27 protein-coding genes are annotated in these 23,639 nt (G+C 57.2%); 24 read left to right on the forward strand and 3 right to left on the reverse strand.

Translation table 11 applies throughout. The annotated features are described in order from the left end of the window. Positions 1 to 49: 49 nt before the first annotated feature. Complete coding sequence (locus L63ED372_RS02640; RefSeq protein ID WP_062402938.1) at positions 50 to 1,066, forward strand: MerR family transcriptional regulator; 1,017 nt, start codon at positions 50 to 52, stop codon at positions 1,064 to 1,066. Here L63ED372_RS02640 and L63ED372_RS02645 read toward each other — a convergent pair. Then, positions 1,031 to 1,591: a demethoxyubiquinone hydroxylase family protein gene (locus L63ED372_RS02645; RefSeq protein ID WP_231624541.1), complete on the reverse strand. Its 561-nt coding sequence runs from the start codon at positions 1,589 to 1,591 to the stop codon at positions 1,031 to 1,033. The two genes, L63ED372_RS02640 and L63ED372_RS02645, sit on opposite strands and share 36 nt — an antisense overlap. A gap of 213 nt (positions 1,592 to 1,804) precedes the next feature. Between L63ED372_RS02645 and L63ED372_RS02650 the strand changes: the two genes are divergently transcribed. The 3 genes from L63ED372_RS02650 (at position 1,805) to L63ED372_RS02660 (ending at position 3,155) form a co-directional block, all read left to right on the forward strand. After that, positions 1,805 to 2,227 carry a rhodanese-like domain-containing protein gene (locus tag L63ED372_RS02650; RefSeq protein WP_231624542.1) on the forward strand — a complete coding sequence of 141 codons (423 nt, stop codon included), beginning with the start codon at positions 1,805 to 1,807 and terminating at the stop codon, positions 2,225 to 2,227. A 121-nt stretch (positions 2,228 to 2,348) separates the two neighbouring features. Next, the gene (locus L63ED372_RS02655) at positions 2,349 to 2,702 is read left to right on the forward strand and encodes a carboxymuconolactone decarboxylase family protein (protein WP_062402944.1); all 354 of its coding nucleotides are present in this window, start codon (positions 2,349 to 2,351) and stop codon (positions 2,700 to 2,702) included. 3 nt (positions 2,703 to 2,705) lie between these two features. Then, positions 2,706 to 3,155 (forward strand): OsmC family protein, encoded by a 450-nt coding sequence (locus L63ED372_RS02660; RefSeq protein WP_062402947.1) that lies wholly within the window; start codon positions 2,706 to 2,708, stop codon positions 3,153 to 3,155. An 18-nt stretch (positions 3,156 to 3,173) separates the two neighbouring features. Here the strand turns inward: L63ED372_RS02660 and L63ED372_RS02665 are convergent, their stop codons facing one another. Next, positions 3,174 to 3,419, reverse strand: a complete 246-nt coding sequence (locus L63ED372_RS02665) for a metal-sensitive transcriptional regulator (protein WP_019430145.1) — start codon at positions 3,417 to 3,419, stop codon at positions 3,174 to 3,176. 146 nt (positions 3,420 to 3,565) lie between these two features. Beyond that, entirely contained in the window at positions 3,566 to 3,901 is a 336-nt protein-coding gene (locus L63ED372_RS02670; protein WP_062402950.1) for an ArsR/SmtB family transcription factor, read from the reverse strand. 132 nt (positions 3,902 to 4,033) lie between these two features. On the opposite strand from L63ED372_RS02670, the gene L63ED372_RS02675 reads away from it, so the two are divergent. The 20 genes from L63ED372_RS02675 (at position 4,034) to L63ED372_RS02770 (ending at position 23,465) form a co-directional block, all read left to right on the forward strand. Beyond that, entirely contained in the window at positions 4,034 to 5,110 is a 1,077-nt protein-coding gene (locus L63ED372_RS02675; protein WP_062402953.1) for an efflux RND transporter periplasmic adaptor subunit, read from the forward strand. Between the two features lie 11 nt (positions 5,111 to 5,121). Beyond that, a complete protein-coding gene (locus tag L63ED372_RS02680; RefSeq protein WP_062402956.1) occupies positions 5,122 to 8,340 on the forward strand; it encodes an efflux RND transporter permease subunit in 3,219 nt (1,072 codons plus the stop codon). A gap of 31 nt (positions 8,341 to 8,371) precedes the next feature. Beyond that, complete coding sequence (locus L63ED372_RS02685) at positions 8,372 to 8,581, forward strand: YgaP family membrane protein (protein ID WP_062402958.1); 210 nt, start codon at positions 8,372 to 8,374, stop codon at positions 8,579 to 8,581. Next, positions 8,565 to 9,986 (forward strand): TolC family protein, encoded by a 1,422-nt coding sequence (locus L63ED372_RS02690; protein WP_231624543.1) that lies wholly within the window; start codon positions 8,565 to 8,567, stop codon positions 9,984 to 9,986. Before L63ED372_RS02685 ends, L63ED372_RS02690 begins: the two co-directional genes overlap by 17 nt. A gap of 30 nt (positions 9,987 to 10,016) precedes the next feature. Beyond that, the gene (locus tag L63ED372_RS02695) at positions 10,017 to 10,397 is read left to right on the forward strand and encodes a rhodanese-like domain-containing protein (protein ID WP_062402961.1); all 381 of its coding nucleotides are present in this window, start codon (positions 10,017 to 10,019) and stop codon (positions 10,395 to 10,397) included. A gap of 156 nt (positions 10,398 to 10,553) precedes the next feature. Next, positions 10,554 to 10,862 carry a c-type cytochrome gene (locus L63ED372_RS02700; RefSeq protein ID WP_062402964.1) on the forward strand — a complete coding sequence of 103 codons (309 nt, stop codon included), beginning with the start codon at positions 10,554 to 10,556 and terminating at the stop codon, positions 10,860 to 10,862. 119 nt (positions 10,863 to 10,981) lie between these two features. Beyond that, positions 10,982 to 11,305 (forward strand): hypothetical protein, encoded by a 324-nt coding sequence (locus L63ED372_RS02705; RefSeq protein ID WP_062402968.1) that lies wholly within the window; start codon positions 10,982 to 10,984, stop codon positions 11,303 to 11,305. Between the two features lie 168 nt (positions 11,306 to 11,473). Next, positions 11,474 to 12,046, forward strand: coding sequence for a DUF302 domain-containing protein (locus L63ED372_RS02710; RefSeq protein ID WP_082431566.1), 573 nt, complete (start codon positions 11,474 to 11,476; stop codon positions 12,044 to 12,046). Between the two features lie 23 nt (positions 12,047 to 12,069). Next, the gene (locus tag L63ED372_RS02715) at positions 12,070 to 13,377 is read left to right on the forward strand and encodes an OmpP1/FadL family transporter (RefSeq protein WP_062402973.1); all 1,308 of its coding nucleotides are present in this window, start codon (positions 12,070 to 12,072) and stop codon (positions 13,375 to 13,377) included. Between the two features lie 134 nt (positions 13,378 to 13,511). Then, positions 13,512 to 13,817: an ArsR/SmtB family transcription factor gene (locus tag L63ED372_RS02720; RefSeq protein WP_062402976.1), complete on the forward strand. Its 306-nt coding sequence runs from the start codon at positions 13,512 to 13,514 to the stop codon at positions 13,815 to 13,817. A 22-nt stretch (positions 13,818 to 13,839) separates the two neighbouring features. Next, the gene (gene soxC / locus L63ED372_RS02725; protein WP_231624544.1) at positions 13,840 to 15,204 is read left to right on the forward strand and encodes a sulfite dehydrogenase; all 1,365 of its coding nucleotides are present in this window, start codon (positions 13,840 to 13,842) and stop codon (positions 15,202 to 15,204) included. Continuing rightward, complete coding sequence (locus tag L63ED372_RS02730; protein ID WP_062402979.1) at positions 15,188 to 16,261, forward strand: c-type cytochrome; 1,074 nt, start codon at positions 15,188 to 15,190, stop codon at positions 16,259 to 16,261. The genes soxC and L63ED372_RS02730 overlap by 17 nt, the downstream gene beginning before the upstream one ends. A gap of 69 nt (positions 16,262 to 16,330) precedes the next feature. Then, entirely contained in the window at positions 16,331 to 16,786 is a 456-nt protein-coding gene (gene soxY, locus L63ED372_RS02735) for a thiosulfate oxidation carrier protein SoxY (RefSeq protein ID WP_062402982.1), read from the forward strand. 54 nt (positions 16,787 to 16,840) lie between these two features. Beyond that, positions 16,841 to 17,152 carry a thiosulfate oxidation carrier complex protein SoxZ gene (gene soxZ, locus L63ED372_RS02740; RefSeq protein WP_197275308.1) on the forward strand — a complete coding sequence of 104 codons (312 nt, stop codon included), beginning with the start codon at positions 16,841 to 16,843 and terminating at the stop codon, positions 17,150 to 17,152. Between the two features lie 76 nt (positions 17,153 to 17,228). Then, a complete protein-coding gene (soxA, locus tag L63ED372_RS02745; protein ID WP_062402988.1) occupies positions 17,229 to 18,032 on the forward strand; it encodes a sulfur oxidation c-type cytochrome SoxA in 804 nt (267 codons plus the stop codon). 18 nt (positions 18,033 to 18,050) lie between these two features. Beyond that, the gene (gene soxX / locus L63ED372_RS02750) at positions 18,051 to 18,707 is read left to right on the forward strand and encodes a sulfur oxidation c-type cytochrome SoxX (protein WP_062402991.1); all 657 of its coding nucleotides are present in this window, start codon (positions 18,051 to 18,053) and stop codon (positions 18,705 to 18,707) included. Between the two features lie 60 nt (positions 18,708 to 18,767). Next, a complete protein-coding gene (gene soxB / locus L63ED372_RS02755) occupies positions 18,768 to 20,501 on the forward strand; it encodes a thiosulfohydrolase SoxB (RefSeq protein ID WP_062402994.1) in 1,734 nt (577 codons plus the stop codon). A gap of 60 nt (positions 20,502 to 20,561) precedes the next feature. After that, the gene (locus L63ED372_RS02760; protein ID WP_062402997.1) at positions 20,562 to 21,560 is read left to right on the forward strand and encodes an MBL fold metallo-hydrolase; all 999 of its coding nucleotides are present in this window, start codon (positions 20,562 to 20,564) and stop codon (positions 21,558 to 21,560) included. A 249-nt stretch (positions 21,561 to 21,809) separates the two neighbouring features. Next, positions 21,810 to 22,040: a hypothetical protein gene (locus tag L63ED372_RS02765; RefSeq protein WP_062403003.1), complete on the forward strand. Its 231-nt coding sequence runs from the start codon at positions 21,810 to 21,812 to the stop codon at positions 22,038 to 22,040. A gap of 375 nt (positions 22,041 to 22,415) precedes the next feature. After that, on the forward strand, positions 22,416 to 23,465 hold the full coding sequence (locus tag L63ED372_RS02770) for a site-specific integrase (RefSeq protein WP_197275309.1): 1,050 nt from the start codon (positions 22,416 to 22,418) through the stop codon (positions 23,463 to 23,465). The last annotated feature ends 174 nt before the right edge of the window (positions 23,466 to 23,639 follow it).

Below are 23,639 nucleotides of genomic sequence, written 5' to 3' on the forward strand. Positions count from 1 at the left end.
AGGCTATTTCGACATAAGATCTCAACAATACCTGAACAAAAACGCCTGTATGCCCCACACTCCAAGTGCTCAGTCACCGCTTTACCGCATTGGCGCCGTCTCCAAAGCCACCGACATTCCGGTCTCCACCTTGCGCATCTGGCAAACGCGGTACGGGGCGTTCACACCCGTCAAGACCGAAGGCAACCAACGCCTGTTTGCCGAGCACGATGTGTCCAAAGCACTCTTGCTCAAGCAGCTGTCGGGTGCTGGGCATGGCATTGGCAGCATCGCCCGTCTGGATCTGCCGCAGCTGCGCCAACTGTGTCACCCCGACCATCAGACGCCAACGGCGCAGGCCTTGGCCCAGCCCGTGTGTTTGGCGGTGGTCGGTTTGGGTTTGGCCAACCGCATCGAGTCGCGTCAATTTGCCGCGGTGCTGAGCCAGCACCGCATCCAAGTCACCGACGTGCTCGATGACCTGGCCGCCGCGCGACATGCGCCTTTGTCAGACAAGCCGCAAGTGTTGCTGATCAAGGTCAACTCGCTGCAGGACTCGGTGTTTGAGTCGATCCAGGCCCTGATGCAGCGCCAGCCCTTTGCACAGACCATCGTGCTCTACCACTTCGCGCCCGACAAGGTGGTGCAAGACATGAAGCGGGCGGGTTTGACGGTCCGGCGTGACCCGATATCCGACAGCGAGTTGGCCGAGTTGCTGCAGTCGATTTTGTTTGTGGACCGCGACCGGGCGCAAGCCTATGGCCACCAAGGCGCGGTGATTGCTGGTCGCAAATATTCGGACGACACCTTGCGGCGTGTGGCGGGCATCTCGACCAATGTTTTGTGCGAGTGCCCCAAGCATGTGGCCGAGCTGATCGCGCAGTTGGCGAGTTTTGAGGCCTACAGCCAAGAGTGCCTGAACAAGAACACCGAAGACGCACACCTGCATTCGTATTTGCGTGCCATTTCCGGCTCCGCCCGCAGCTTGTTCGAAAACGCCCTTGAAAAAATTGCCCAACATGAAGGCATTGATTTGCGCGAATCGGCGCCGTTAAACGCGCCGAGCCAACACAACCGCAGCCGCTGATCCGGAGCCGACCACGGCGCACCACAGGCGCAAAAGCCAAGATTTTTTGGGGCCTGCCAAGGCGGCGGCTTCGTCGCGGTGGTGTTGTTCGTCGGCCTGGCAGCGCTGCAGCAAAGGCAGCAGGCCTTCGGGGCCGCCGTGCACCTGCAGGTGGTCGATTTGCTGTTGGTAATGCACGTCCACAAAGGTCTCGACCGCGGCGATGGTGCCGTAAACGGCGCGTCGACCGAACAGTGCGGGCAGCGCCCCGGTCAGCCAGCCTGCGATGCACCAAGGCACCAACAGACGGCTTGGCTGGTAAGCGGGCAACCAAGCTTCAAGCAATCGCAGGTGTTCGGCTTCGGTGTCGCCGTGTTCTTTGGCAAAGGCCAGCAACTGGGCATCTTGTCGCCAGCGGGCCACGGCGGTGATGCCTTTGTAAATGTAGACCGCACCGGTTTCGCCGGCGTGGTCAGAGCGCATCTCACGCACCATGTGCCGTGACAGTTGGTGAGAAGGGTGTTCAGGAGGTGCGGGGTTGTTCACGGCAGGTTGTGGTTAAGGGTCGTGTTTCGACCCGAGAGCTCATCCTATCGGTCACGCTTTGCCCTTGAACCGCCGGGGCCCTTTTGCGCTCATGGGGATGTGTCAAGTTCCGAAGTGCTTTGCCATTAACGCGTGGAGGGGCTGAGTTGAAAGCGGGTCGTTTGAACCAACATTAAATATAATCAAATACTGATATTTTAAAAGGGACCTTTGATGTCTGCATGCTTGAAGCGTTTTTTAACCGCGATGGTGATTGTTGTAGGTTTACAAGGCTGCAGCCCCGAAGTGGCACTGCCCAACGTATCTCTGGAGCAAGCCCGTGTCGAGCATGAGGCGGGCAAGGTGTTGATGATCGACATCCGTGAGCCCCAAGAGCACGCCACGGGTGTGGCCCAAGGCGTGGTTTTGCTGCCCATGAGCCAGGTGGCGCAGCGCGTGGCCGAGATTCCTAAGCAAGCCGATCAACCGGTTTTGTTGATCTGCAACACCCAAAACCGCTCGCGTGCTGTGACCGAGGCGCTGCAAGAGCAGGGTTTCACCAACATTCGTTATGTCAAAGGCGGCATGAGCGAGTGGGCCCAGCGTGGCTGGCCCATGGTCAAGCCACAAGACTTGGTGGGACCGCCTAAATCTTGATGTAGAGCAAATGGGGATTTCAGTGGCAGATATAAACTGAGACTTATATAAGGTCTTTTGGTGCGTCCCAACACCCTCGGCCTGGGTTCAGTTTGTCCTCACCATCAGAAAGGTAAGCTCCATGAGCACGTTTGACCACCCCGGCTTGATGCAAGACATCAACGAATGCCTGGTCCCGTTTCGCAAAAGCCAGCCCGACGCAATGAAAGGCTTTGGCCAATTGGCTCAGGCGGCCATGGCGGAGGGTGCGTTGAGCACCAAACACAAGGAGCTGATGGCACTTGCGATTGGCGTCACACAGCGCTGCTCGGGTTGCATCGGTTTTCACGTCAAAGCCTTGATCAAACTCGGGGCCACGCGGGCCGAGCTGGAGGAAATGCTGGCGGTGTGCGTGTACATGGGCGGCGGCCCGGCCTTGATGTACGCGGCAGAAGCTGTCAAAGCCTGGGATGACCTTCAGGCAGCGCAGGCTTGAGCCATGAGCGAAAAACGCATTTCGGTCACGCTGACCCAGCAGCACGATTACCGATTCGACATCCGTTTTGACGACAGCATGCCGGTGGTGACCAGCGACGAGCCCGCGCCCTTGGGCACGGGCCTGGGGCCGTCGCCCGTGCAGTTGCTCTGTGCCGCTGTGGGCAATTGCCTGAGCGATTCGTTGCTGTTTGCCTTGCGCAAATTCAAACAAGCCCCCGAGCCTTTGCGCTGCGAGGTGCAAGCTGAAGTGGGTCGAAATGTCGATGGCCGCATGCGCGTGTTGGAGATGGCGGCCAATTTGCACTTGGGGGTAAGCGCCGCTCGGCTCGAGCAGCTAGAGCGTGTGTTGGGCCAGTTCGAAGGTTTTTGTACCGTCACCCAAAGTGTGGGGCAGGGCATTCCGATCCAGGTCCGGGTGCTCGACGCCGATGGCGTGGTGCTCAAGTCCTGAGCGGACTGCACCCTGATTTCAGGCGAATTTGGTCAACATTTCCGCCACGTGCTCCGGCGACTGGTCCCCTTGCTCGATCATGCAGCCGACCATGGAGAAAAAGGATTTGTCCAGCGCCTTGCGGGCGGCGGCCATTTGTTGGGCGATCTTTTCGCAATCGGCATCGGCTTCGATGAGTTTTTGCAAGCCGCGAAGCTGCCCTTCAATGCGTGCCAAGCGGGCGCACAGGTTTTTCTTTTTCTCGGCGTTCACGATGCGGCTCATTCAGGTCTCCTGATGGGCCCCTGATGAGAGGGCGGGGCCATTGGAGCGCCATGATAGCTTTTTGCGATGAGGCTTGAAATGGACGGACATGCGCGAGCCCGCCAGATGCCGGGTCCCAATGGCCGGGACATGAAGGATCGTGGGTTTTAACCCGGCGAGAACAAGGCCCGGTCGCTGGAGGTTTGTTCGTATTGCCGCGCGATGTTGGCGCAGACCAAGTCGCACAGGGCGTAGATGGAGGGGTCGCTCACTTTGTAGAACACACTCGCGCCACGGCTTTCGCGGGCCACGATGCCGTGTTGGGCCAGGTAAGACAGGTGGCGCGACACGTTGGCCGAGGAGTAGCCCGACAACTGGGCCAACTCGCCCACATTGTGTTCAGCCTCGCGCAGCAGATTGAGGATTTGCAGGCGTGTTGGCTCAGACAGCGCCTGGAAGTAGGCAGCAATCTGTTCAAGTGCTTTGGCTGGCAAGTTTTTCATGGGCGCTCCATTACACAACAATTTCAAACAATGAAGAACAGGGTTTGACAAGGTGTTGCAATTGATTGTATCATTGCGCATATACGCAAACAACCAAATGTGCAAAATAAACGGTTTGACGGAGAAGTTTTGATGAACAGACGATCGATTTTGGCTGCGGCCATGGCTTTTGCAGGATTGACCAGTGCCCCGGTTTGGGCCAATGCCGAGGCGGCAGCGGTCAAAAGTGTAGCCGCTCAAGCCGGTGTGGCGGGTGCCCAAGAGGTGAGTTTGGATGCCGTGGTCGAGGCGGTGCGACAAGCCACCTTGTCGGCTCAGGTCCCCGGGGCCATCGTCAGTTTGAACGTGAAGGCCGGTGATCGGGTGCGGGCGGGCCAAGAGTTGCTGCGGATTGACGCCAGCGCTGCCCAGCAAAACGTGGCGGGCAGCACCGCCCAGCTCGAAGCCGCACAGGCCAATTTGCGCGTGGCCAGCAAAGAGCTGGACCGCCAAAAGCAACTCTTCCAAAAGCAATACATCAGCCAGGGTGCTCTTGAACGCGCCCAAGCCCAGTACGACGCAGCCCAAGCCCAGGTGCAGGCCCAGCAAGCGCAGACCCGCGCTGCCCAAACCCAAACCGGTTTCTTCAGTGTGCGTGCCCCTTTTCATGGCGTGGTGTCTGATGTGCCCGTCACCTTGGGTGACATGGCCATGCCGGGACGCCCCTTGGTGACTTTGCACGACCCCTCAGCTTTGCGCGTGAGCGCGGCCGTGCCGCAGTCGATGATTGAAGGTGTTCGCAAGCAGCTGAAATCGGTGCGTTACGAGATCGCGGGCCACACCAGCGTGGCCGCTGCCAGTGTGCAAATGCTGCCCGCTGTAGACCCGGTGACACACACGGCGCAGTTGCGTGTGGCTTTGCCTGCGGGTATTGAAGGCATGGTGCCCGGCATGTTTGCCCGGGTTTGGGTGCCTGGCAGCTTGGCCAGTGTTGCAACTCAGAACGGAACTCAGGATGCCGTCTCAAGTGGCCGTGTCTTCTTGCCGCTCTCAGCCATCGTGCGCCGCGCCGAGATGACCGGTGTGTACGTGATGGACGCACAGGGTAAACCGCGTTTGCGCCAAGTGCGCTTGGGGCGCACCACGGGCCAGACCGTCGAGGTGCTGTCCGGTGTGAGTGCGGGTGAGCAGGTGGTGACCGAGCCCGCCAGCCTTGGCAAGAAACTCTGAAAGCGAACCCCATGAGCGAGCAAAAAATGGGCATTTCAGGCCGCATTGCAGCGGCCTTCCAGAGTGCGCAGATCACGCCTTTGCTGGCGCTGGTGGCGTTTTTGCTGGGTGTGTTTGCCGTGATGGTGACGCCCCGCGAAGAAGAGCCACAAATCAACGTGACCATGGCCAACGTGATCGCGCCTTTCCCGGGCGCGTCGGTGCGCGATGTGGAGCAAATGGTGGCGATCCCGGCCGAGCAGGTGCTCTCCAAGATCGCGGGTGTTGAGCATGTGTATTCGGTTTCACGCCCAGGCGTGGCAATTCTGACAGTGCAGTTCAAGGTGGGCGTGCCGCGCACCGAGGCGCTGGTCAAGTTGCACGACACGATCCGCGAAAACTCGGACTGGTTGCCCCGCAACCTGGGTCTGCCTGAGCCTTTGATCAAGCCCAAGGGCATCGACGATGTGCCCATTGTGTCCCTCACCTTGCATGGCAAAAACGCGGACCTGAGCGCCTTTGATCTGGAGCGCGTGGCGCACAGCATCGAGGCCGACATCAAGCGCGTGCCCGGCACCCGTGATGTGGTCACCATCGGAGGCCCGCGCCGCGCGGTGCTGGTGCAGATCGACCCGCAGCGCATGAACGGCTCAGGCGTCACCGTGCACGACTTGCGCATGGCCTTGCAATCGGCCAACCTGGGTCTGCCTGTGGGTGAGTTGTTGGGTGCCAATCAGAGCGTGGCCATCGAGGCCGGCCCACACCTGGCGCAATCCAGTGATGTGGCCGATTTGGTGGTGCAGGTGGTGCAAGGCAAGCCCGTCTTTTTGAAAGACGTGGCCAGCGTGAAAGACGGCCCCATGCCGGCTGAGCGCTATGTCTGGCACGGCAACAACGAGAAAAATGGCGGCGAGGAGTTTGCCGCCGTGACGCTGTCGATCACCAAAAAATCGGGCGAAAACGCCATCGATGTGGCCAATGGCGTCAAGAGCCGCGTTGAGAAGCTGCAGGGCACCGTGATCCCTGACAACGTCCAGGTGGTGGAGACTCGCAACTATGGCGAGACTGCCAACGACAAGGCACAAAAGCTGATTCAGAAGCTGCTGTTTGCCACCGCTTCGGTGGTGGCGCTGGTGTTCATGGCGCTGGGCCGCCGCGAAGCTGCCATCGTCGGCGTGGCGGTCATCTTGACGCTGACTGCGACCTTGTTCGCCTCTTGGGCCTGGGGTTTCACGCTCAACCGCGTGTCGCTGTTTGCCCTGATTTTCTCGATCGGCATTTTGGTGGACGACGCGATCGTGGTGGTGGAGAACATCCACCGTCACCAGCAGATGTACCCGGGCAAGAGCATCCGCGAGATCATTCCCGGTGCGGTGGACGAAGTCGGTGGTCCCACCATCTTGGCCACCTTCACCGTGATCGCGGCCTTGTTGCCCATGGCGTTTGTGAGCGGCTTGATGGGCCCCTACATGAGCCCGATCCCGATCAATGCCAGCTTGGGCATGCTGTTGTCGCTGGCCATTGCCTTTGTCATCACGCCCTGGTTGTCGGGCATGTGGATGAAGCCGTCTTTGGGTCATGCGCACGATGCGACAGGTGGTGGCCACAGTGGCTTGAGCGCCAAGCTCGAACCCCTGTTTGAAAAAATCTTCAAGCCTTTGCTCGACACCCAATCGGGTGGGCGCAACCGCAAACTGTTGGGTCTGGGCATTGCGGGTTTGATTGCCTTGTCCTTGGTGCTGCCGGTCACGGGTTTGGTCATGCTCAAGATGCTGCCCTTTGACGACAAGTCGGAATTCCAGGTCGTCGTGGACATGCCTGCGGGCACACCTTTGGAGAAAACCGCCGCCGTGATGCGTGAGCTGGGCGGCCACCTGGCCACCGTGCCTGAGGTGACCCATTACCAAGCCTATGTGGGCACAGCCTCACCCATCAACTTCAATGGTCTGGTGCGCCAGTACTACCTGCGTGCAGGCGCTGAGCTGGGCGATATCCAGGTGAATCTGGTGCGCAAGTCCGAGCGCAGCGACAAGAGCCATGTGATTGCCACGCGTGTGCGTCCGGCTTTGCAAGAGATCGGCCGCAAGCATGGGGCCAACGTCAAAGTGGTCGAAGTGCCACCGGGACCGCCCGTGATGTCGCCCATCGTGGCCGAAATTTATGGGCCTGATGCCGAAGGCCGCCGCCAAGTGGCCAAAGCCGTGCGTGCCGTGTTTGAAAAAACCGAAGGTGTGGTGGACATCGATGACAGCTCGATTGCCGATGCACCGCGCAAGCTGCTGCTGGTGGACCGCCGCAAAGCGGCCGTGCTGGGTGTGTCGCAACAAGCCATCGTGACCACATTGCGTGCCGGTTTGGCGGGTGAGTCGGTGACCTATTTGCACGACGGCAGCAAGTACCCGGTGCCCGCCTTGATTCAGCTGCCCGAGCAGTTGCATGGTGATCTGGACGCTTTGTTGCAGCTGGGCGTGAAAAGCGCCACGGGCAAGGTTGTGGCCATGCGCGAGCTGGTCACTGTGAGCGACACCCTGCGTGAGCAGCCTGTCATCCACAAAGACATGCTGCCCGTGAATTTCGTCAATGCCGACATGGCGGGCAAGGTGGACAGCCCCTTGTACGGCTTGTTCAAGATGCGCGGCGATGTGGCTCAGATCAAAGGCCTGGACGGTGAGCGGATTGAAGAGTTCTTCATCAGCCAGCCCGACGACGCATGGCGCGGCTACAGCCTCAAGTGGGATGGCGAGTCGCAAATCACGTATGAGACCTTCCGAGACATGGGCGCGGCCTATGGTGTGGGTCTGATCCTGATCTATTTGCTGGTGGTGGCGCAGTTTGGCTCTTACCTCACGCCGCTGATCATCATGGCGCCGATTCCGCTGACCATCATTGGGGTGATGCCGGGCCACGCCCTGCTGAATGCCCAGTACACCGCCACCAGCATGATCGGCATGATCGCGCTGGCGGGCATCATCGTGCGCAACTCGATCTTGCTGGTGGACTTCATCAACCTGCAGGTGAACAGCGGCATGGACTTCAAGCGGGCGATTGTGCAGTCGGCCATCACCCGTGCCCAGCCCATCATGCTCACCGGCTTGGCGGCCATGATTGGGGCCTTCTTCATTGTGGATGACCCGATCTTCAACGGCTTGGCCATCTCGTTGATCTTTGGCATCTTTGTGTCCACGGTCCTGACGCTGGTCGTCATCCCGACTTTGTATTTCGTGGCGTACCGCAAAAAGTACGGCGCTTGAGTTTTTTCTTTAATCCCTTGGAGTTTGAATCATGAAATCTTGGCAAATCGTTCGTTTGGTCGCTGGCACCTTTGTGTTGTTTTCTTTGGCTTTGGGGGTTCAGGGTAGCCCCATCTTTGTGAGCCAGTGGTGGCTGGCTTTCACAGCGTTTGTGGGCGCCAACCTGCTGCAAAGTGCCTTGACCCAGTGGTGCTTGATGGAGACCATTTTGCGCAAATTCGGCGTTGAGTGCGGCTGCTGATCTGACCGTCATGCTGGCCATGCGTTCGCCCTTGTTTAAACCCCGGCCCCTGAGCGGCTGGGTGCTGGCGGCCCTGCTGGCCAGCCCTTCTGTGCAGGCTCTGGATTTGTTGAAAACCTGGGAGCTGGCGCGTGCGCACGACCCACAAATGCAGGTGGTCGCCGCCACGCGCTCATCGGTGCAGGCCTATGAAGCACAAGCCCAATCTTTGTGGCGTCCGGTTTTGATGGGCAGTGCCACGGTGGGGGCCATGTCGGCCGACACTCGGACGACCGGAGCCCAGTTCGCGGTGGGTGGTCAGCCGCCGATGCCGGGCAGTTTCGCCACCTCGGCCAGTGCAGCCACTTCTACGCGTTGGTCGCTGCAGGCCAAACAGCCGCTGTACAGCCCTGAGCGCCAAGCCCAGCAAGCCCAGCTGCACACCGCAGCGGGTGTGGCTGAGTTGCGAGCCGACCTGGCCCAACAACAGTTCATGCTTCTCACAGCGCAAAGGTATTTCAATCTGCTGTTGGCCGAGCGCCAGGAGCAGGTGCTGAAAAACCAATACGCCGCCGTGAGCCGTTCCCTCACCGAAGTCAAAGACCGCTTTGCCTTGGGCGATTTGCCGGTCACCGACACGCATGAGGCCGCTGCCCGTGCCACAGGCTTGCAAGCCCAATTGCTGGCCGCAGGCAGCGAAGTGCAAATGGCCCGCAGTTTATTGACCGACTCCACTCGGCTGCTCGCCGATGCCTTGAAACCACTAGCGCCCAAGGCCGATGCAGCGGTCACTGCCGTTCCTGCTTTGGCGCAAGTGCTGGAGCAGGTGCGTGAGGCCAATACGGGTGTGCGCTTGCAAAAAACCCAGCAAGACATGGCCCGTCAGGAGCTCAAAAAGCACCAACGCAGTGGCGGTGTCACCTTGGATTTGGTGGCTTCGGCCGGACGTGACCGCTTGAGTGGTGATGGCGACTTTGGTCCATCGGCCAACAGCCAGAGCCAGCAGATGGTGGGCTTGAGTTTGAATGTGCCTTTGTACACAGGCGGCTGGCGAAGCGCCAAACTCCAAGAAGCGGTGGATGCCCAAGCGATGGCTGAGGCCGAAGTGGACTTGGCTGTGCAGCAAGCGCAGCAACAAGCCCGCTCGGTTTGGCTAGCGCTGGAGACCGGTCCCGCACGCTTGACTGCCCTGAAAGCCTCTTGGCAGGCCAGCTCAGCCCGGCTGGATGCCACCCGGTTGGGCCGTCAAGTGGGCGACCGCACCACGCTGGCTTTGTTGCAGGCCGAAAACGATGCCGCTCAGGCCGAGCTGGCCTGGCTGCGTGCACAGACCGAGTTGCTGCTCACCCGCTTACAACTCGACGCCTTGACGGGCAGCATGTCGGTGCAAAGCCTCCAAGCCTTGAACGCCCAACTGGCTCACTGAACCCCCTTGTTTGAACCTGAAGGAGACACCATGAAAACAGCCCACGACCTGGTCCTGCAAGCGAAGGCCAACATCCGTGAGATTGCCTTGCAAGAAGCGGAAGAAGCCATTCGCCAAGCCGATGTCTTGATGGACGTGCGCGAGGCCGATGAATTTGCCGCAGGCCACCTGCCCGGTGCCGTACTGGTGCCCCGTGGTTTGCTGGAATTCAAGCTCAGCGGCACGCCCGCCTTGTCGGGTCGCGAACTGAAGGTGGTGCTGTACTGCAAGACCAGCGGTCGCGCAGCTCTGGCCGCTCAAACCATGCAGAGCATGGGCTATCTGAACGTTTCATCGATTGCGGGTGGTTTTGATGCTTGGGCCGCTGCAGGCAAAACGGTGGTTAAACCCGAGCAGCCTGCGTTTGAGTGAGTCCGATGGCCGCGTTTTGGGGATGGCTTTGGGTCTTTGTAGGACTTGCCCTCAGTAAAATCCCTGAGCCAAACTGGATCGGTTTTTCACAAAGCCATCTTGATTTCGGTTAAATTAGCGACTGGTTATATTTAAACCCCCTCACATGGAGCTCTCATGAAACTGATTTTTGCTGCTGTTGCCGTCTCCGCCCTGATGTCAGCCCCCGCCTTTGCCAACATGGACATGGCTAAAAAGAACGCTTGCATGGCCTGCCACGCCGTGGACAAAAAATTGGTGGGCCCTTCCTACCAAGACGTCGCCAAAAAGTACGGTGGCCAAAAAGACGCAGCAGCCACTTTGGCCAAGAGCATCAAAGCTGGTGGTTCGGGCAAATGGGGCCCTGTGCCCATGCCCGCCCAAGGTGCTTTGAGTGATGCCGATGCGCTGACCTTGGCCACTTGGATTTTGGCTGGCGCTAAGTAAATACAAGCTCTGTCAGGCTTGATCGCCGTGGCATGATTTAGAAAGCTCGATTGGTACTCGTGGCTTTTTTTGCCGCTCAAGGGTCTGCCCTTGAGCGGCTTTTTTGATGGGAGACTTGAATGAACACCCCTAACAACACCGCGATGGTCTGGATCAGTTTCTTTTTTGCAACAGTTGTTCACGCGCAGCCGGCCATTTACAAAGACGCCGACTACAAGCTGGGTGAAAAACTGATCGCTGAAAGCAAGTGCGTGGCTTGCCATGTTTCCAAGGTCGGTGGTAACGGCAGTGCCATATACAAACCACAGGGCAGGATCAACAACGCTTCCTTGTTGCGCGGCATGGTGGAGCAATGCAACACAGAACTCAACTTGGGCATGTTTCCGGAGGATGTGACCTCGGTGGCGGCGGTGCTCAACCGCGACCATTACAAGTTCAAATGAGGCCTTAAAACCGCATTGTTGCGGTCCTCACATATACCTTACCCCATAGGGTATAGGGTATCTGCCAATACCTTATTTTTCTCAGGGCATGGATGATGGGCGTCAATCCAGCGAGACACATGGTGTGTCCGACTGGATTCCCATCAATGCATGAATTCAGGAGAAAAAATGCGCAAATCTTTCACATGGATGAAGTGGGCCGTGCTGACCAGCTCGATCTGGTTGACCGGCTGCGGCACCATCAGCACCCTCGGCAAACTCGAATCGGGTGCAGGCGCAGAAGCCAGCCGCATGTGGGACCGCTGGGTGGAAGGTGAAGGTGACATTGCTGTGGCCACCACCTGGGAGCGCAAGGTCAAGAAGGGTGTGACGGCGCAAGAGGTTGAACAGGTCCTCAAACAAGTCGCCACCGAGCGCAACATGCGCGATGTCGGCACGCTGCCCCTGTCCAAAGAACTCGAAGCCCGTTCTGGCAAAAAAGAAAAGCTCCTCACCGTCTATTCGTTTTGCTCACCCACCACGGCCCGCAAGATGGTGGACTTCAGCCCGCACATGGCCGCATATCTGCCATGCCGTATTTCCATGGTGGAAAAAGAAGACGGTCTGTGGCTCTACACCCTCAACATGGACATGATGGTCAAGATGGGTCGCAAGTTGCCTTCACCCCTGAAAGAAGAAGCCAAAGCCGTGCGAGACACCATCTGGGAAATGATGGAACGTGGTCACAAGGGTGAGTTCTGATCCATCATCAAAAGGAGATATCCATGAAAAAAATCAACACTTTGCGTGCCACCGTGGTGGCGGCTGTTTTGGCTTCGGGCTCTGCAGCTTGGGCCACTGACGGTTACTTTCCCCATGGTTTTGGCATGAAATCCAAAGGCATGGGCGGTGCTTCAGTGGCCGTCACCGACAACGCTTTTGCGGGCATTAACAATCCTGCCGCGTCGGTCTGGGCGGGTAACCGCGCCGATCTGGGTGTGGACATTTTCATGCCCAAGCGCAGTGCCGCACGCTCGGCCCCCGGCTTTGGCGGCATGCTTGAAGGTGATGTGAAAAGCGATGGCAGCGCCTTCGCCATCCCAGAATTTGCCTACAACACCAAGATCGATGACCGCAGAAGTTGGGGTGTGACGGTCTATGGCAATGGTGGCATGAACACCGAGTTCCAAGGTGGCAACGTCATGTGCATGAACCCGAGCAACGGCCAGCCCTATCAAGGCAACCTCTTGTGTGGCCAGGGCAAGCTGGGTGTGGATTTGATGCAACTGATCATTGCGCCCACCTTTGCTTACAAACTTGATGCGCAGCACTCAGTGGGCGTATCGCCGCTCTTGGTGGTTCAGCAATTCAGCGCCACGGGACTGGATGCGTTCGCTGGTTTTTCCATGGCTCCAGACAAAGTCAGCAACACAGGCACTGACCGCAGCACGGGTGCGGGCGTCCGTTTGGGCTACCTGGGACAGTTGAGCGACACCATGAAGTTTGGTGCGACTTACTCGCCCAAAATCAAGATGAGCAAATTCGACGAGTATGCGGGTTTGTTTGCGGGCGCAGGATCATTTGATATTCCAGAGAACTATGCCTTGGGCGTCAATGTCCAGGTCACGCCAGCGGTGTCGGTGGCGGCAGATTACGCACGCATCAATTACAGCGGAGTGCTATCCATTGGTAACCCGATGAGCAATCTGATGGCTGGCAACCCCATGGGTTCACCCAATGGTCCCGGTTTCGGCTGGTCCGATGTCAGCGTGATCAAGCTGGGTGTGCAGTGGCAAGCCACGCCGACCATGGTGTTGCGTGCGGGCTATAACCAGAGCACCAACCCGGTCAAGCCTGAAAACGTGACTTTCAACATTTTGGCTCCCGGTGTGATCAAGCAGCATTACACCGTGGGCGGTACCTACGCTTTGAGCAAAGATGCCGAGTTCACCTGGGCCTACATGTACGCGCCCAAGAACACGGTCACGGGTCCTTCGATGTACAACGGCATGCTGCCGGGTGCTTCGGGCATCACCGAAACCTTGCGCATGTCTCAGCAATCGCTGGGTGTGCAGTACAGCTGGAAGTTCTGACCCCAGCTTCAATGTGTTCCCGATCAGGGTTTGTCCTGATCGGGAAACATGTTCCGTGTAATTCCTGATTCAGATTCATCGTTTATCGTATATATTCGCACATCCGAATATACGAACCTAACAAAAAATCGCGCATGAGTGACGAGACCAATGTGGTGTTTGAGAAGGCGGCAGAAATGTTTTCAGTTCTTTCTACGCCCATTCGTTTGCGCATCATCAGCGAGTTGTGCCAAGGGGAAAAAAATGTAGGGCAGTTGCTGGACCAGATCGGCGTGGCGCAACCCAATATGTCGCAGCACCTGAACATCATGTACAGGTCGGGCATTTTGGGCAAGCGACGCCAAGGGGCCCAAATGTTTTACCGGATTGCAGATGAAACCGCCGTGGTGGTGTGCCGTGCCATGTGCACGCAGGTCGTCATCGACACTGCCGTGAATTGACAACTCAAAACAAGGAGTTTGTGTGAAAGAAGACAACATCAACTCAGGAAGGGTGCAAAAAGCGCCTGAAAACTTCCTGACCCAAAGTGGCATCAAGGAGGTCTTTGCCGAAGGCAAAAAAGGCCGCCGTGATTTCATTCGCAATGCCTTTGCAGCTGCTGCTGCAGGTGCCGCAGCCCCCATGGCCGTGGCCCAAGGCAACCCGGTGCCCGTTGAGGGCGGCGACCCCAACATCTTGAACTTGCCTGAGCACGCTGTGGGCTTGGGTCAAGGCGTGGCCGTTGAAGGTTATGGCAAGCCCTCCAAGTTCGAAGCGAACTTGCAGCGCCGTCAAAGCCCTGGCCTGACACAAACCACACAAGCATCGGTGTCGTTCGCGCCGCTGCAGTCTTTGTTTGGCATCGTCACACCCAGCGGTTTGCACTTCGAGCGTCACCACCAAGGCTGGTGGGACATCGATCCCTCCAAGCACCGCTTCATGATCAACGGCATGGTCAAAAAGAACATGGTGTTCACCATGGACGAGATCATGCGTTTGCCTTCGGTGTCCCGCTTTCACTTCATCGAATGCGGTGCCAACACAGCCGTTGATTGGGGCAACGTGGCCGTGCCCACCGTGCAATACACCCACGGCATGTTGTCTTGCAGCGAGTTCACGGGCGTGCCATTGATCACCTTGTTGGAGCTGGCTGGCGCTGATCTGAAAAACGGCAAGTTCGTTTTGGCCGAAGGCGGTGACGGGTCGTCCATGACCCGCACCATCCCCATGAGCCTGATCACTTCGGGTGAAGTCATCGTGGCCTATGGCCAAAACGGTGAAATGCTCCGCCCCGAAAATGGCTACCCCCTGCGTTTGGTGGTGCCTGGTGTGCAGGGTGTGAGCTGGGTTAAGTACTTGCGCCGCATTGAAGTGGGCGACAAGCCCTATGCCGCCAAGGATGAGGCCATTCACTACATCGACTTGCAGCCCGGTGGCATGCACCGCCAATACACCAACATCCAGGAAGTCAAGAGCGTGGTCACCACCCCCTCGGGCGGCCAAGTCTTGTTGGACAAAGGTTTTTACAACATCACCGGTCTGGCCTGGTCGGGCAAAGGCAAGATCAAGCGCGTGGATGTGTCCACCGACGGCGGTCGCAACTGGCGTCAGGCACGCCTGGAGACGCCTGTGTTGTCCAAGGCTTTGACCCGTTTCAACCTCGACTGGGTCTGGGACGGCAAACCGGCCATCATTCAAAGTCGTGCACAAGACGAAACAGGCCATGTGCAGCCCACATACCAGCAGTTGCGCAGTGTTCGCGGAACGCGCTCGATTTATCACAACAACGCCATCCAGTCGTGGTTGGTGCAGGAAAACGGTGAGGTGAAAAATGTCCAGGTTTCGTAATGCTGTTTTGACGGTGGCGTTGATGGCAGTCGCTGGCTTGGCGGCTGCACAAAGTCAAAAATTTCCCGGTGTGGGCCGTGAAGCTACGCCCAAGGAAGTGGCCAAGTGGGACATCGATGTGCGCCCCGACTTCAAGGGGCTGCCTGCAGGTTCTGGTTCTGTCGCCAAGGGCCAAGACGTGTGGGAGGCCAAGTGCGCCCACTGTCACGGTGTGTTTGGTGAGTCCAATGAGGTGTTCAGTCCGCTGATTGGTGGCACCACCGCAGAAGACATCAAGACCGGTCGCGTGGCCAACTTGTCGCGCACCGACTATCCTGGTCGCACCACCATCATGAAGGTGGCCACAGTCTCCACTTTGTGGGACTACATCAACCGCGCCATGCCTTGGACCAACCCCAAGACGCTGACCACGGAAGAGGTGTATGCCGTCACGGCTTTCTTGTTGAATTTGGCGAACGTCGTGCCTGACAATTACGTCTTGTCAGACAAAAACATCGCTGAAGTGCAAGCACGCATGCCCAACCGCAATGGCATGACCACCGCCCATGCGATGTGGCCTGGCAATGAATTTGGTGGTGTTAAAAAACCCGATACCGCCAACAAGATTTGCATGAAGGACTGCACGCCTGAAGCCAAAGTGGCATCATTCCTGCCCGACTTTGCCCGAAATGCCCATGGTAACTTGCAAGAGCAAAACCGCATCGTCGGTCCACAGCGCGGTGCTGACACCAGCAAACCTGAGCCTAAGGCGGGTATGCCAGTGGCCGCTGCGGCGCCTGCTGCCGCTGCCAAGCCGGAAAACAACGAAGCCAAGGCTGCGATTGCGCTCCTGAACAAGCACAGTTGCACCGCTTGCCATGGTGTGGACAAGAAGATCGTGGGCCCTGGCTTCAATGAAATTGCCAAGAAACAAGCCGGTAAAACCGACTATTTGGTTAGCAAAATCAAGGCTGGTGGTGTGGGTGTGTATGGTCAAATCCCTATGCCACCCCAGTCGCTGCCTGATGCCGACGCCAAACAAATTGCCGAATGGATTTCCAAGGGGGCCAGCAAGTGATGCGGGATACACCCGTTGCACTTCTGAACCTGTTTCAATAGCATCACTCAATCATCAAGGAGATATCAGATGCAAAACCGTCGCGAGACACTCAAGCAAAGCGCTGTTGTGGCTGGCCTCTTGGCCACTGCGGGTTTCCCACAGTTCGCCCACGCCGCTTTCAACAAAGCCGCATTCGACGCCAAGTCGGTGCAAGACTCCGCCAAAGCTGCTGGTGCCACCAGCATGGCCGAGAGCAAAGACGTGACCATCACCGGTCCTGACATCGCTGAAAACGGCGCTGTGGTGCCCTTGGGCGCCAGCACCGCGCTGCCAGGTGTCAAGCACCTGTTGATCATGGTTGAAAAGAACCCATCCGCTCTGGTGGCCATGTTCCATGTGACCGATGCTGTCGAAGCCAACTTCTCGACCCGCGCCAAGATGGGCCAGTCTTCTGATGTCTACGCTGTGGCCATCATGAACGACGGCAAAGCCTTGTGGGCCAAGAAAGAAGTCAAGGTCACTTTGGGCGGTTGCGGCGGCTAAGCCCCGACTCGCAGCCACCACACATTGATTCACTGAAAGATTTAGGAGAGAAAAATGGCAGATCCAATGCGCATCCGTGCCCAGGCCTCTGGCGACAAAGCAACCGTTCGTGTGCTCATGAGCCACGAGATGGAATCCGGCCAGCGTAAAGACGCTTCCGGCAAAACCGTGCCCGCCTGGTTCATTCAAGAAGTCACAGCCAAGCTCAACGGCAAGGACGTGTTCTCGGCCGAGTGGGGCCCCGCCGTGTCGAAAAACCCCTTCCTGCAATTCACCGTCAAAGGCGCCAAAGCCGGTGACAAAATTGCAGTCACTTGGAAAGACAACAAGGGCGACACCCGCACCGACGAAGCCACCGTTTCGTGAACGTGCGATGACAGAGCAAAGGGTGAAGTCAGTACTTCACCCTTTTCGCATTTGATAAATTCCAACAGAGGTGACAATGAACAAAGCATCAAGTTTGGCCATGGCCGCAGTGCTGGCCCTGGGCACCATGCCCGCTCTGGCCCAAAAGACCGCCAGCCAAGGCATTGACGAATACCGCGCCATGCTGCAAGACGGCAATCCCGCTGAACTCTTTGAAGCCAAAGGCGAAGACCTCTGGAAAAAAGCACGCGGACCCAAAAACGCCAGCCTTGAAAAATGCGATCTGGGCAAAGGCCCTGGCGTGGTCAAAGGTGCTTTTGTGGCGTTGCCCAAATATTTCGCTGACACCCAGCGCATGCAGGACCTGGAGTCCCGTTTGGTCACCTGCATGGAAACCCTGCAAGGTTTCAATGCAGCCGATATTTCCAAGACCGCATTTGGTCGCGGCGAGATGGCCAATGTGACGGCCTTGGCCACCTGGATCGCTGCCGAATCCAAAGGTCTAAAGTTCAACTTGTCGCAAGAACACTCCCAGGAAAAAACCTTTTATGAAGTGGGCAAGCGCCTGTTCTTCCAGCGGGGTGGACCGCACGACTTTTCTTGCGCTTCTTGTCATGGTGAAGAGGGCAAGCGGATTCGCCTGCAAGACCTGCCCATCCTGACCAAGAACCCTGGCGATGGCTTGGGCTTTGCCGCCTGGCCAGCTTACCGCGTCTCCAACGGTCAGATGTGGAGCATGCAACTGCGCCTGAATGACTGCTACCGTCAGCAACGTTTCCCCTATCCTGGCTTTGCCAGCGACGCCACCATCGCCTTGTCGACCTATCTGGGTGTGAACGCCAAGGGCGCGGCTTCGATTGCCCCGGCCATCAAGCGCTGATCTGAACAGGAGACCTTCATGAACAAAAAGACCCAACTCGTTTTGGCCAGCTTGGCGGCCGCTTTGGTGGCTGCTGGCTGTGCATCCGCACCTTCTGTGGCCGAGCTCAATGCATTGACCGACAAGATTGTCAAGGCTTCCTTCCGTGATGAAAGCCATGTGAAAGTGGAGCGCATCACCGCCACCGACGAAACCAACCGCGTGTGCAGTGAAGCCGACGTGGCAGGCCAACCCTTGGACGAAAAAACTGCCAAGCGCATTGAAGAAGCCAACCTCAAAGCCATCAAATGGCCATCGGACGGCAAGTTCATCGGTGACTGGAAGCAAGGCGAAGCCATTGCCCAAAGCGGACGCGGCCTGACTTGGACCGATTCGGCCACGGGCGTGAACGGTGGCAACTGCTACAACTGCCACCAGATGGACAAGAAAGAAATTTCTTACGGCACCATTGGACCGAGCTTGTACAACTACGGAAAAATCCGTGGCGTGTCCAACCCCGACGATCCGGCCAGCAAGGCCATCGTGGAGTACACCTGGGGCAAGATCTGGAACGCCAAGGCCTACAACGCTTGTTCCAACATGCCTCGCGCGGGCCACATGGGCATCTTGAACGAAACACAGGTCCGCCACATTGTTGGCCTGTTGCTCGACCCCAAGTCGCCTGTTAACCAGTAAGCCTCTGAAAACCCGGCTGGTCCGGGTTTTTTAGCCCTCTATATATCAGTGATTGCAAATATGAATCTCTCCAAACGCGAATTTATCCAAGTCATGGGTGCTGGCACGATGGCTGGCTTGAGCATGGGCACGTTTGCCGAAGCCAGTGCCGCGACAGCTGCCAATGGCTTGTATGACATTCCCAAGTTCGGCAATGTGTCTTTCCTGCACATGACCGATTGCCATGCGCAGCTCAAGCCCATTTATTTCCGTGAGCCCAGCATCAACTTGGGAATTGGGTCGATGCAAAACAATTTGCCTCACCTGGTTGGAGAGCATTTGTTGCAAGTGGCCAAGATCCGTCCTGGCACGGCAGAGGCCCATGCGCTGACTTTTCTGGACTTCGAAAAAGCCGCCAAGCGCTATGGCAAGGTGGGTGGTTTTGCGCACTTGGCCACACTGGTCAAGCGCATGAAGGCCAGCCGCCCTGGTGCTTTGCTGCTCGACGGTGGTGACACCTGGCAAGGCTCGGGCACCAGCTTGTGGACCAATGGCCAAGACATGGTGGACGCCTGCAAACTGTTGGGCGTGGACGTGATGACCGGCCACTGGGAATTCACACTGGGCATGGAGCGCGTTAAGGAAATCGTCGAAAAAGACTTTGCAGGCAAGGTCGACTTTGTGGCGCAAAACATCAAGACCAGCGACTTTGGTGACCCGGTGTTCAAGCCTTACGTGATCCGTGAGATCAATGGCGTGCCTTGCGCCATCATCGGCCAGGCCTTCCCCTACACCCCGATTGCCAATCCGCGTTACATGGTGGCCGACTGGGAGTTCGGCATCCAAGACGAGAACATGCAAAAGATGGTGGACGAAGCCCGTGGCAAAGGCGCCCAGGTGGTGGTCGTCATCAGCCACAACGGCATGGACGTGGACCTGAAAATGGCCAGCCGCGTCAGCGGCATCGACGCCATCATGGGTGGCCACACCCACGACGGTATGCCCGTGGCCTCCATCGTGTCCAACAAGGGCGGTAAAACCTTGGTGACCAATGCGGGCTCGAACGGCAAGTTTTTGGGCGTACTTGACTTTGAAGTCAAAGACAAAAAAGTCAGCGACTTCCGCTACAAGTTGTTGCCTGTGTTCTCCAACATGTTGCCCGCCGACAAAGAGATGGACGCCTTGATCACCAAGATCCGCGCTCCATACGAAAGCAAGCTGGCCGAAAAACTGGCCGTGACCGATGGTCTGCTCTACCGCCGTGGCAACTTCAACGGCACGGGCGACCAGTTGCTGGTCGATGCCTTGCTGGACGTGCAAGGCGCTGACATCGCGTTCTCGCCGGGCTTCCGTTGGGGCACCACGCTCTTGCCGGGCCAGGCCATCACGCGCGAGTGGTTGCTCGACATGACCGCCACCACTTACTCTTACGCCACCGTGACCGAGATGACGGGCGAGACCATCAAGACCGTGCTCGAAGACGTGGCCGACAACCTGTTCAACCCGGACCCTTATTACCAACAAGGCGGTGACATGGTGCGTGTGGGCGGCTTGACGTACAGCTGCAACCCTGTAGCCAAGGCAGGTCAACGCATTGGCGATATGCGCCTCAAAGGCCAGCTCATCGAGGCGGGTAAAAAGTACAAGGTGGCCGGCTGGGCGCCAGTGGCTGAAGAAGCCCGCAACCAGGGCAACAAGCAGGTCTGGGAAGTGGTGGAGACTTGGCTCAAAGCCCAAGGCGGTCGCATCAAGCCGCGCCAACTCAACGCACCCAAAATCATGGGCGCATTGCCCAACAAGGGTTACGTCGTTTGATGCGCGTGTGCAGCGCCACATCAAACTGTCCAGCGCTGCACCGTTTGAGGAGGGATCACCATGAAAAGAAGACAACTGTTGTGGGCCAGCGCGGCCATCGGTGGCACTGCCCTGTGGCCCGAGGCCCGATTGCTGGCGCAGCAAGCGCAGGACTTCATCGAAGGCCCGCCGGTGACAGACATCCCGGCGCAACAGCTGTCGCCCCATGTGTGGATGATCTACTCTCCCGATGGATTTCCCACCCCTGAAAACCGGGGCATGATGGCCAACGTGATCTTTGTGGTGACCTCGGCCGGTGTGGTGGTGATCGATTCGGGGGCCTCGCTCCAAATCGGTCAGATGGCCATCCGCATGATCCGCAAGGTGACCGACAAACCCGTGGTGGCGGTGTTCAACAGCCACTACCATGGTGACCATTGGCTGGGCAACCACGCCTTCGTCAAAACTTATGGCGACAAGCTCCCCATTTATGCGCTGCCCAGCACCATTGAAAAACTCAAAGGCGCAGAAGGCAATTTGTGGCGCAGCCTGATGGAGCGCTGGACCAACCAGTCCACCCTGGGCACCCAAGTGGTCTTGCCCAATACGCCGGTGCAGCATGGTCAAGTCCTGCAGTTCGGTGACGTGAGTTTGCGTCTTCACCATTACGGCACGGCCCACACCCCGTCGGATTTGTGTGTTGAAGTGGTGCAAGACAAGGTGACGGCGTTAGGCGACATCGCCATGACCAACCGCATCGCCAACATGGACGAAGGCTCTTACCCCGGCACCTTCAAATATTACAAAGCCCTGCAAGCCGCCACGGGCGATCAGCTGTGGGTGCCCGGCCATGGCCAGGCCCGCAAAGACCTGCTCAAGACCTATGGTGAATTCATGGCGGGCATTTGGGAGCCTTGTTTGCAAGCCGTCAAAGATGGCAAGTCAGAAGTTGAGGCCAAAGCGGCGGTCCTCAAAGACCCGCGTGTGGCGTCCAGGGCAAAAGCCATGCAAGGCTATGAGGGCAACATCGGCAAGTACATCAGCCTGGCCTATCTTGAGGCGGAAAAAGAAGCGTTTTAATGGGCAGGGCTTGCGCCTGACCGACAAGTGCCAAATGGTCTCCTAAAAGCGATAGCGCTTGTCTCAGACCATGAAGTGTCGCCATGCGCCCATGCTGTCTAGCCCCCTGGCCCCCATTCTTTTCAGGGCGAGTGGGGTTTTCTGATTTTTTGCTGAGTCAGTGTTCACAAGCATAATCATCTCGTCATGCGATGCTCGCTGCTCAATCGTTGGGGGGCGCATCCTTTGACCCTACATCAGGAGACCCCCATGAAAAACATTAAAAAAATCACAGCGCTGTCGTTTGTTTTCTTTTTGACATCAACCGCCAGCTTGGCTGCCGGGAAACTTGATTGGAAAGCTTGCGAAAAAGAAGTCAAGGAGTTCAAGTGTTCAGGGGATGACAAGGCAGTCTGGGCATGCCTTGAAAAGCATGACGAGAAGTTGAGCAAAGCATGTCAAGTGACCCACGAAAAGGGTGACAAGTTGTTCAAGAAGTAAGCCCTCAGAGTGCTGCTGAAGAGCGGCGTCAACGACCCGCTGATCAAATGAACGGCGCATTGGCCTCTGATGGTTGACCTCAGGGGCCTTTGTATTTTTAGAGAGGTGATGCCGGCAGATTGCTCTTCGATCGCTGGTGCCCCCGACAGGAATCGAACCTGTATCACTCCCTTAGGAGGGGTTAGGTCGTATTTTCGTAAGTCATTGTCAAATATTGGAAAAAATCGTAAAAGTACGCTATAAATTGCTCCGTGGGACAATTTTGGGACACGGAGTGTGAGGATGGCGGCATTTTTAAGGCGCGTAGGCAGAAGCGGACAGATTTCGTGGCAAGCCAAGGTCAGGTTGAACGGTGTATATCGTTCTAAGACATTCGTGAAAAAATCAGACGCTGCAGCGTGGGCTACATCGGTTGAAAACACTATCAATGAGGGTAAGCCGGTTCAGCAGCGCAAGCAGCTGCAGAAGACCCTCGCGGACATCTTTGACGATTACCTTGACAGCGGTCTAGTCACAGACAAAAAAGAAAGGCTCCTTCGGCGTCTTGCGGTTGAAATTGGCGCGCTGAAACTTGAAGATCTGAATACCAAGCGTCTTGCGCTCTATCTTCAGTTGAAGTCCGAGCAAGCAATCCCTGTGCAAGCGAGGAAAAAAGTGGAACACCCCCTGTATGAGGGCGGGAAAAAAATTGTCGGCGGTGAGGTTGTTGCCAAGACCTACAAGCCAGCTTCAATCCGTCATTACTATTACGCGTTGAGAACTGCTTTGCTGTGGCACGCTAAGGTCAACGACTATCACTTCAATGACAAACCGTTCAGAGACAATCCACCCCCCCCCGCATGGAAAGAGCCAAGAGAAAGGCGCTTGGAGGACGGTGAGCTTGAGAGATTGCTAAACGCGTGTGACAAGATGTATGTCAACCAGCAACACCTCAAAGACATCATTGAGTTCCAAATCTATTCCTGCATGCGTGCAGGTGAGACGTTGATGATGCGCTGGAAAGACCTGATTTTTGACGAAAAAAAACCGACCAGCTCTTACATATACGTGCCGAAAGAGCATCAAAAGATCCGCAACAAACGAGGTGCAGAAGATCGCGAGGTTTCAATGCGACGCGAATTGTTCGCGCTAGTCAAAGACAGGTTACTGCCTCGAAAAGCTGAGCCAGAAGACAGGGTGTTCCCGTTCTGGTCTGACTCCAATGTTTTGGGCCACAGATTCAAGGTCATCTGTAAGAACGCCAAGTCAGTCGATTTGAAAATTCACGACCTGCGCCACGAGGGTATTTCCTGGCTATTTGAGAACACTAACCTCACTGACATCCAAATCTCAAAGATGACAGGTCATCTTGAGTTGGACACCCTCAAGCGGTACGCCAAATTACGCCCCAGCAGCATCGGCGAGAGATTGTGGGCGCAGACATGACTTTGTGCTACGTTTGAACATCTGGTTTGCAGCGGTAGCTGTCAGCCTGTTGTCCTGCGTCAGTGCCCGCTCTTGGTCATGCTTCGGTCATCCCGTGAGTTCCAATTATTCTGTAGCTCGCTTTTCAAGCACCAGTAGAAGCCGCTCGCACTCCTCCTGTGTGCACTCAACGTG

It is taken from the genome of Limnohabitans sp. 63ED37-2 (assembly GCF_001412535.1).
Taxonomy (GTDB): domain Bacteria; phylum Pseudomonadota; class Gammaproteobacteria; order Burkholderiales; family Burkholderiaceae_C; genus Limnohabitans_A.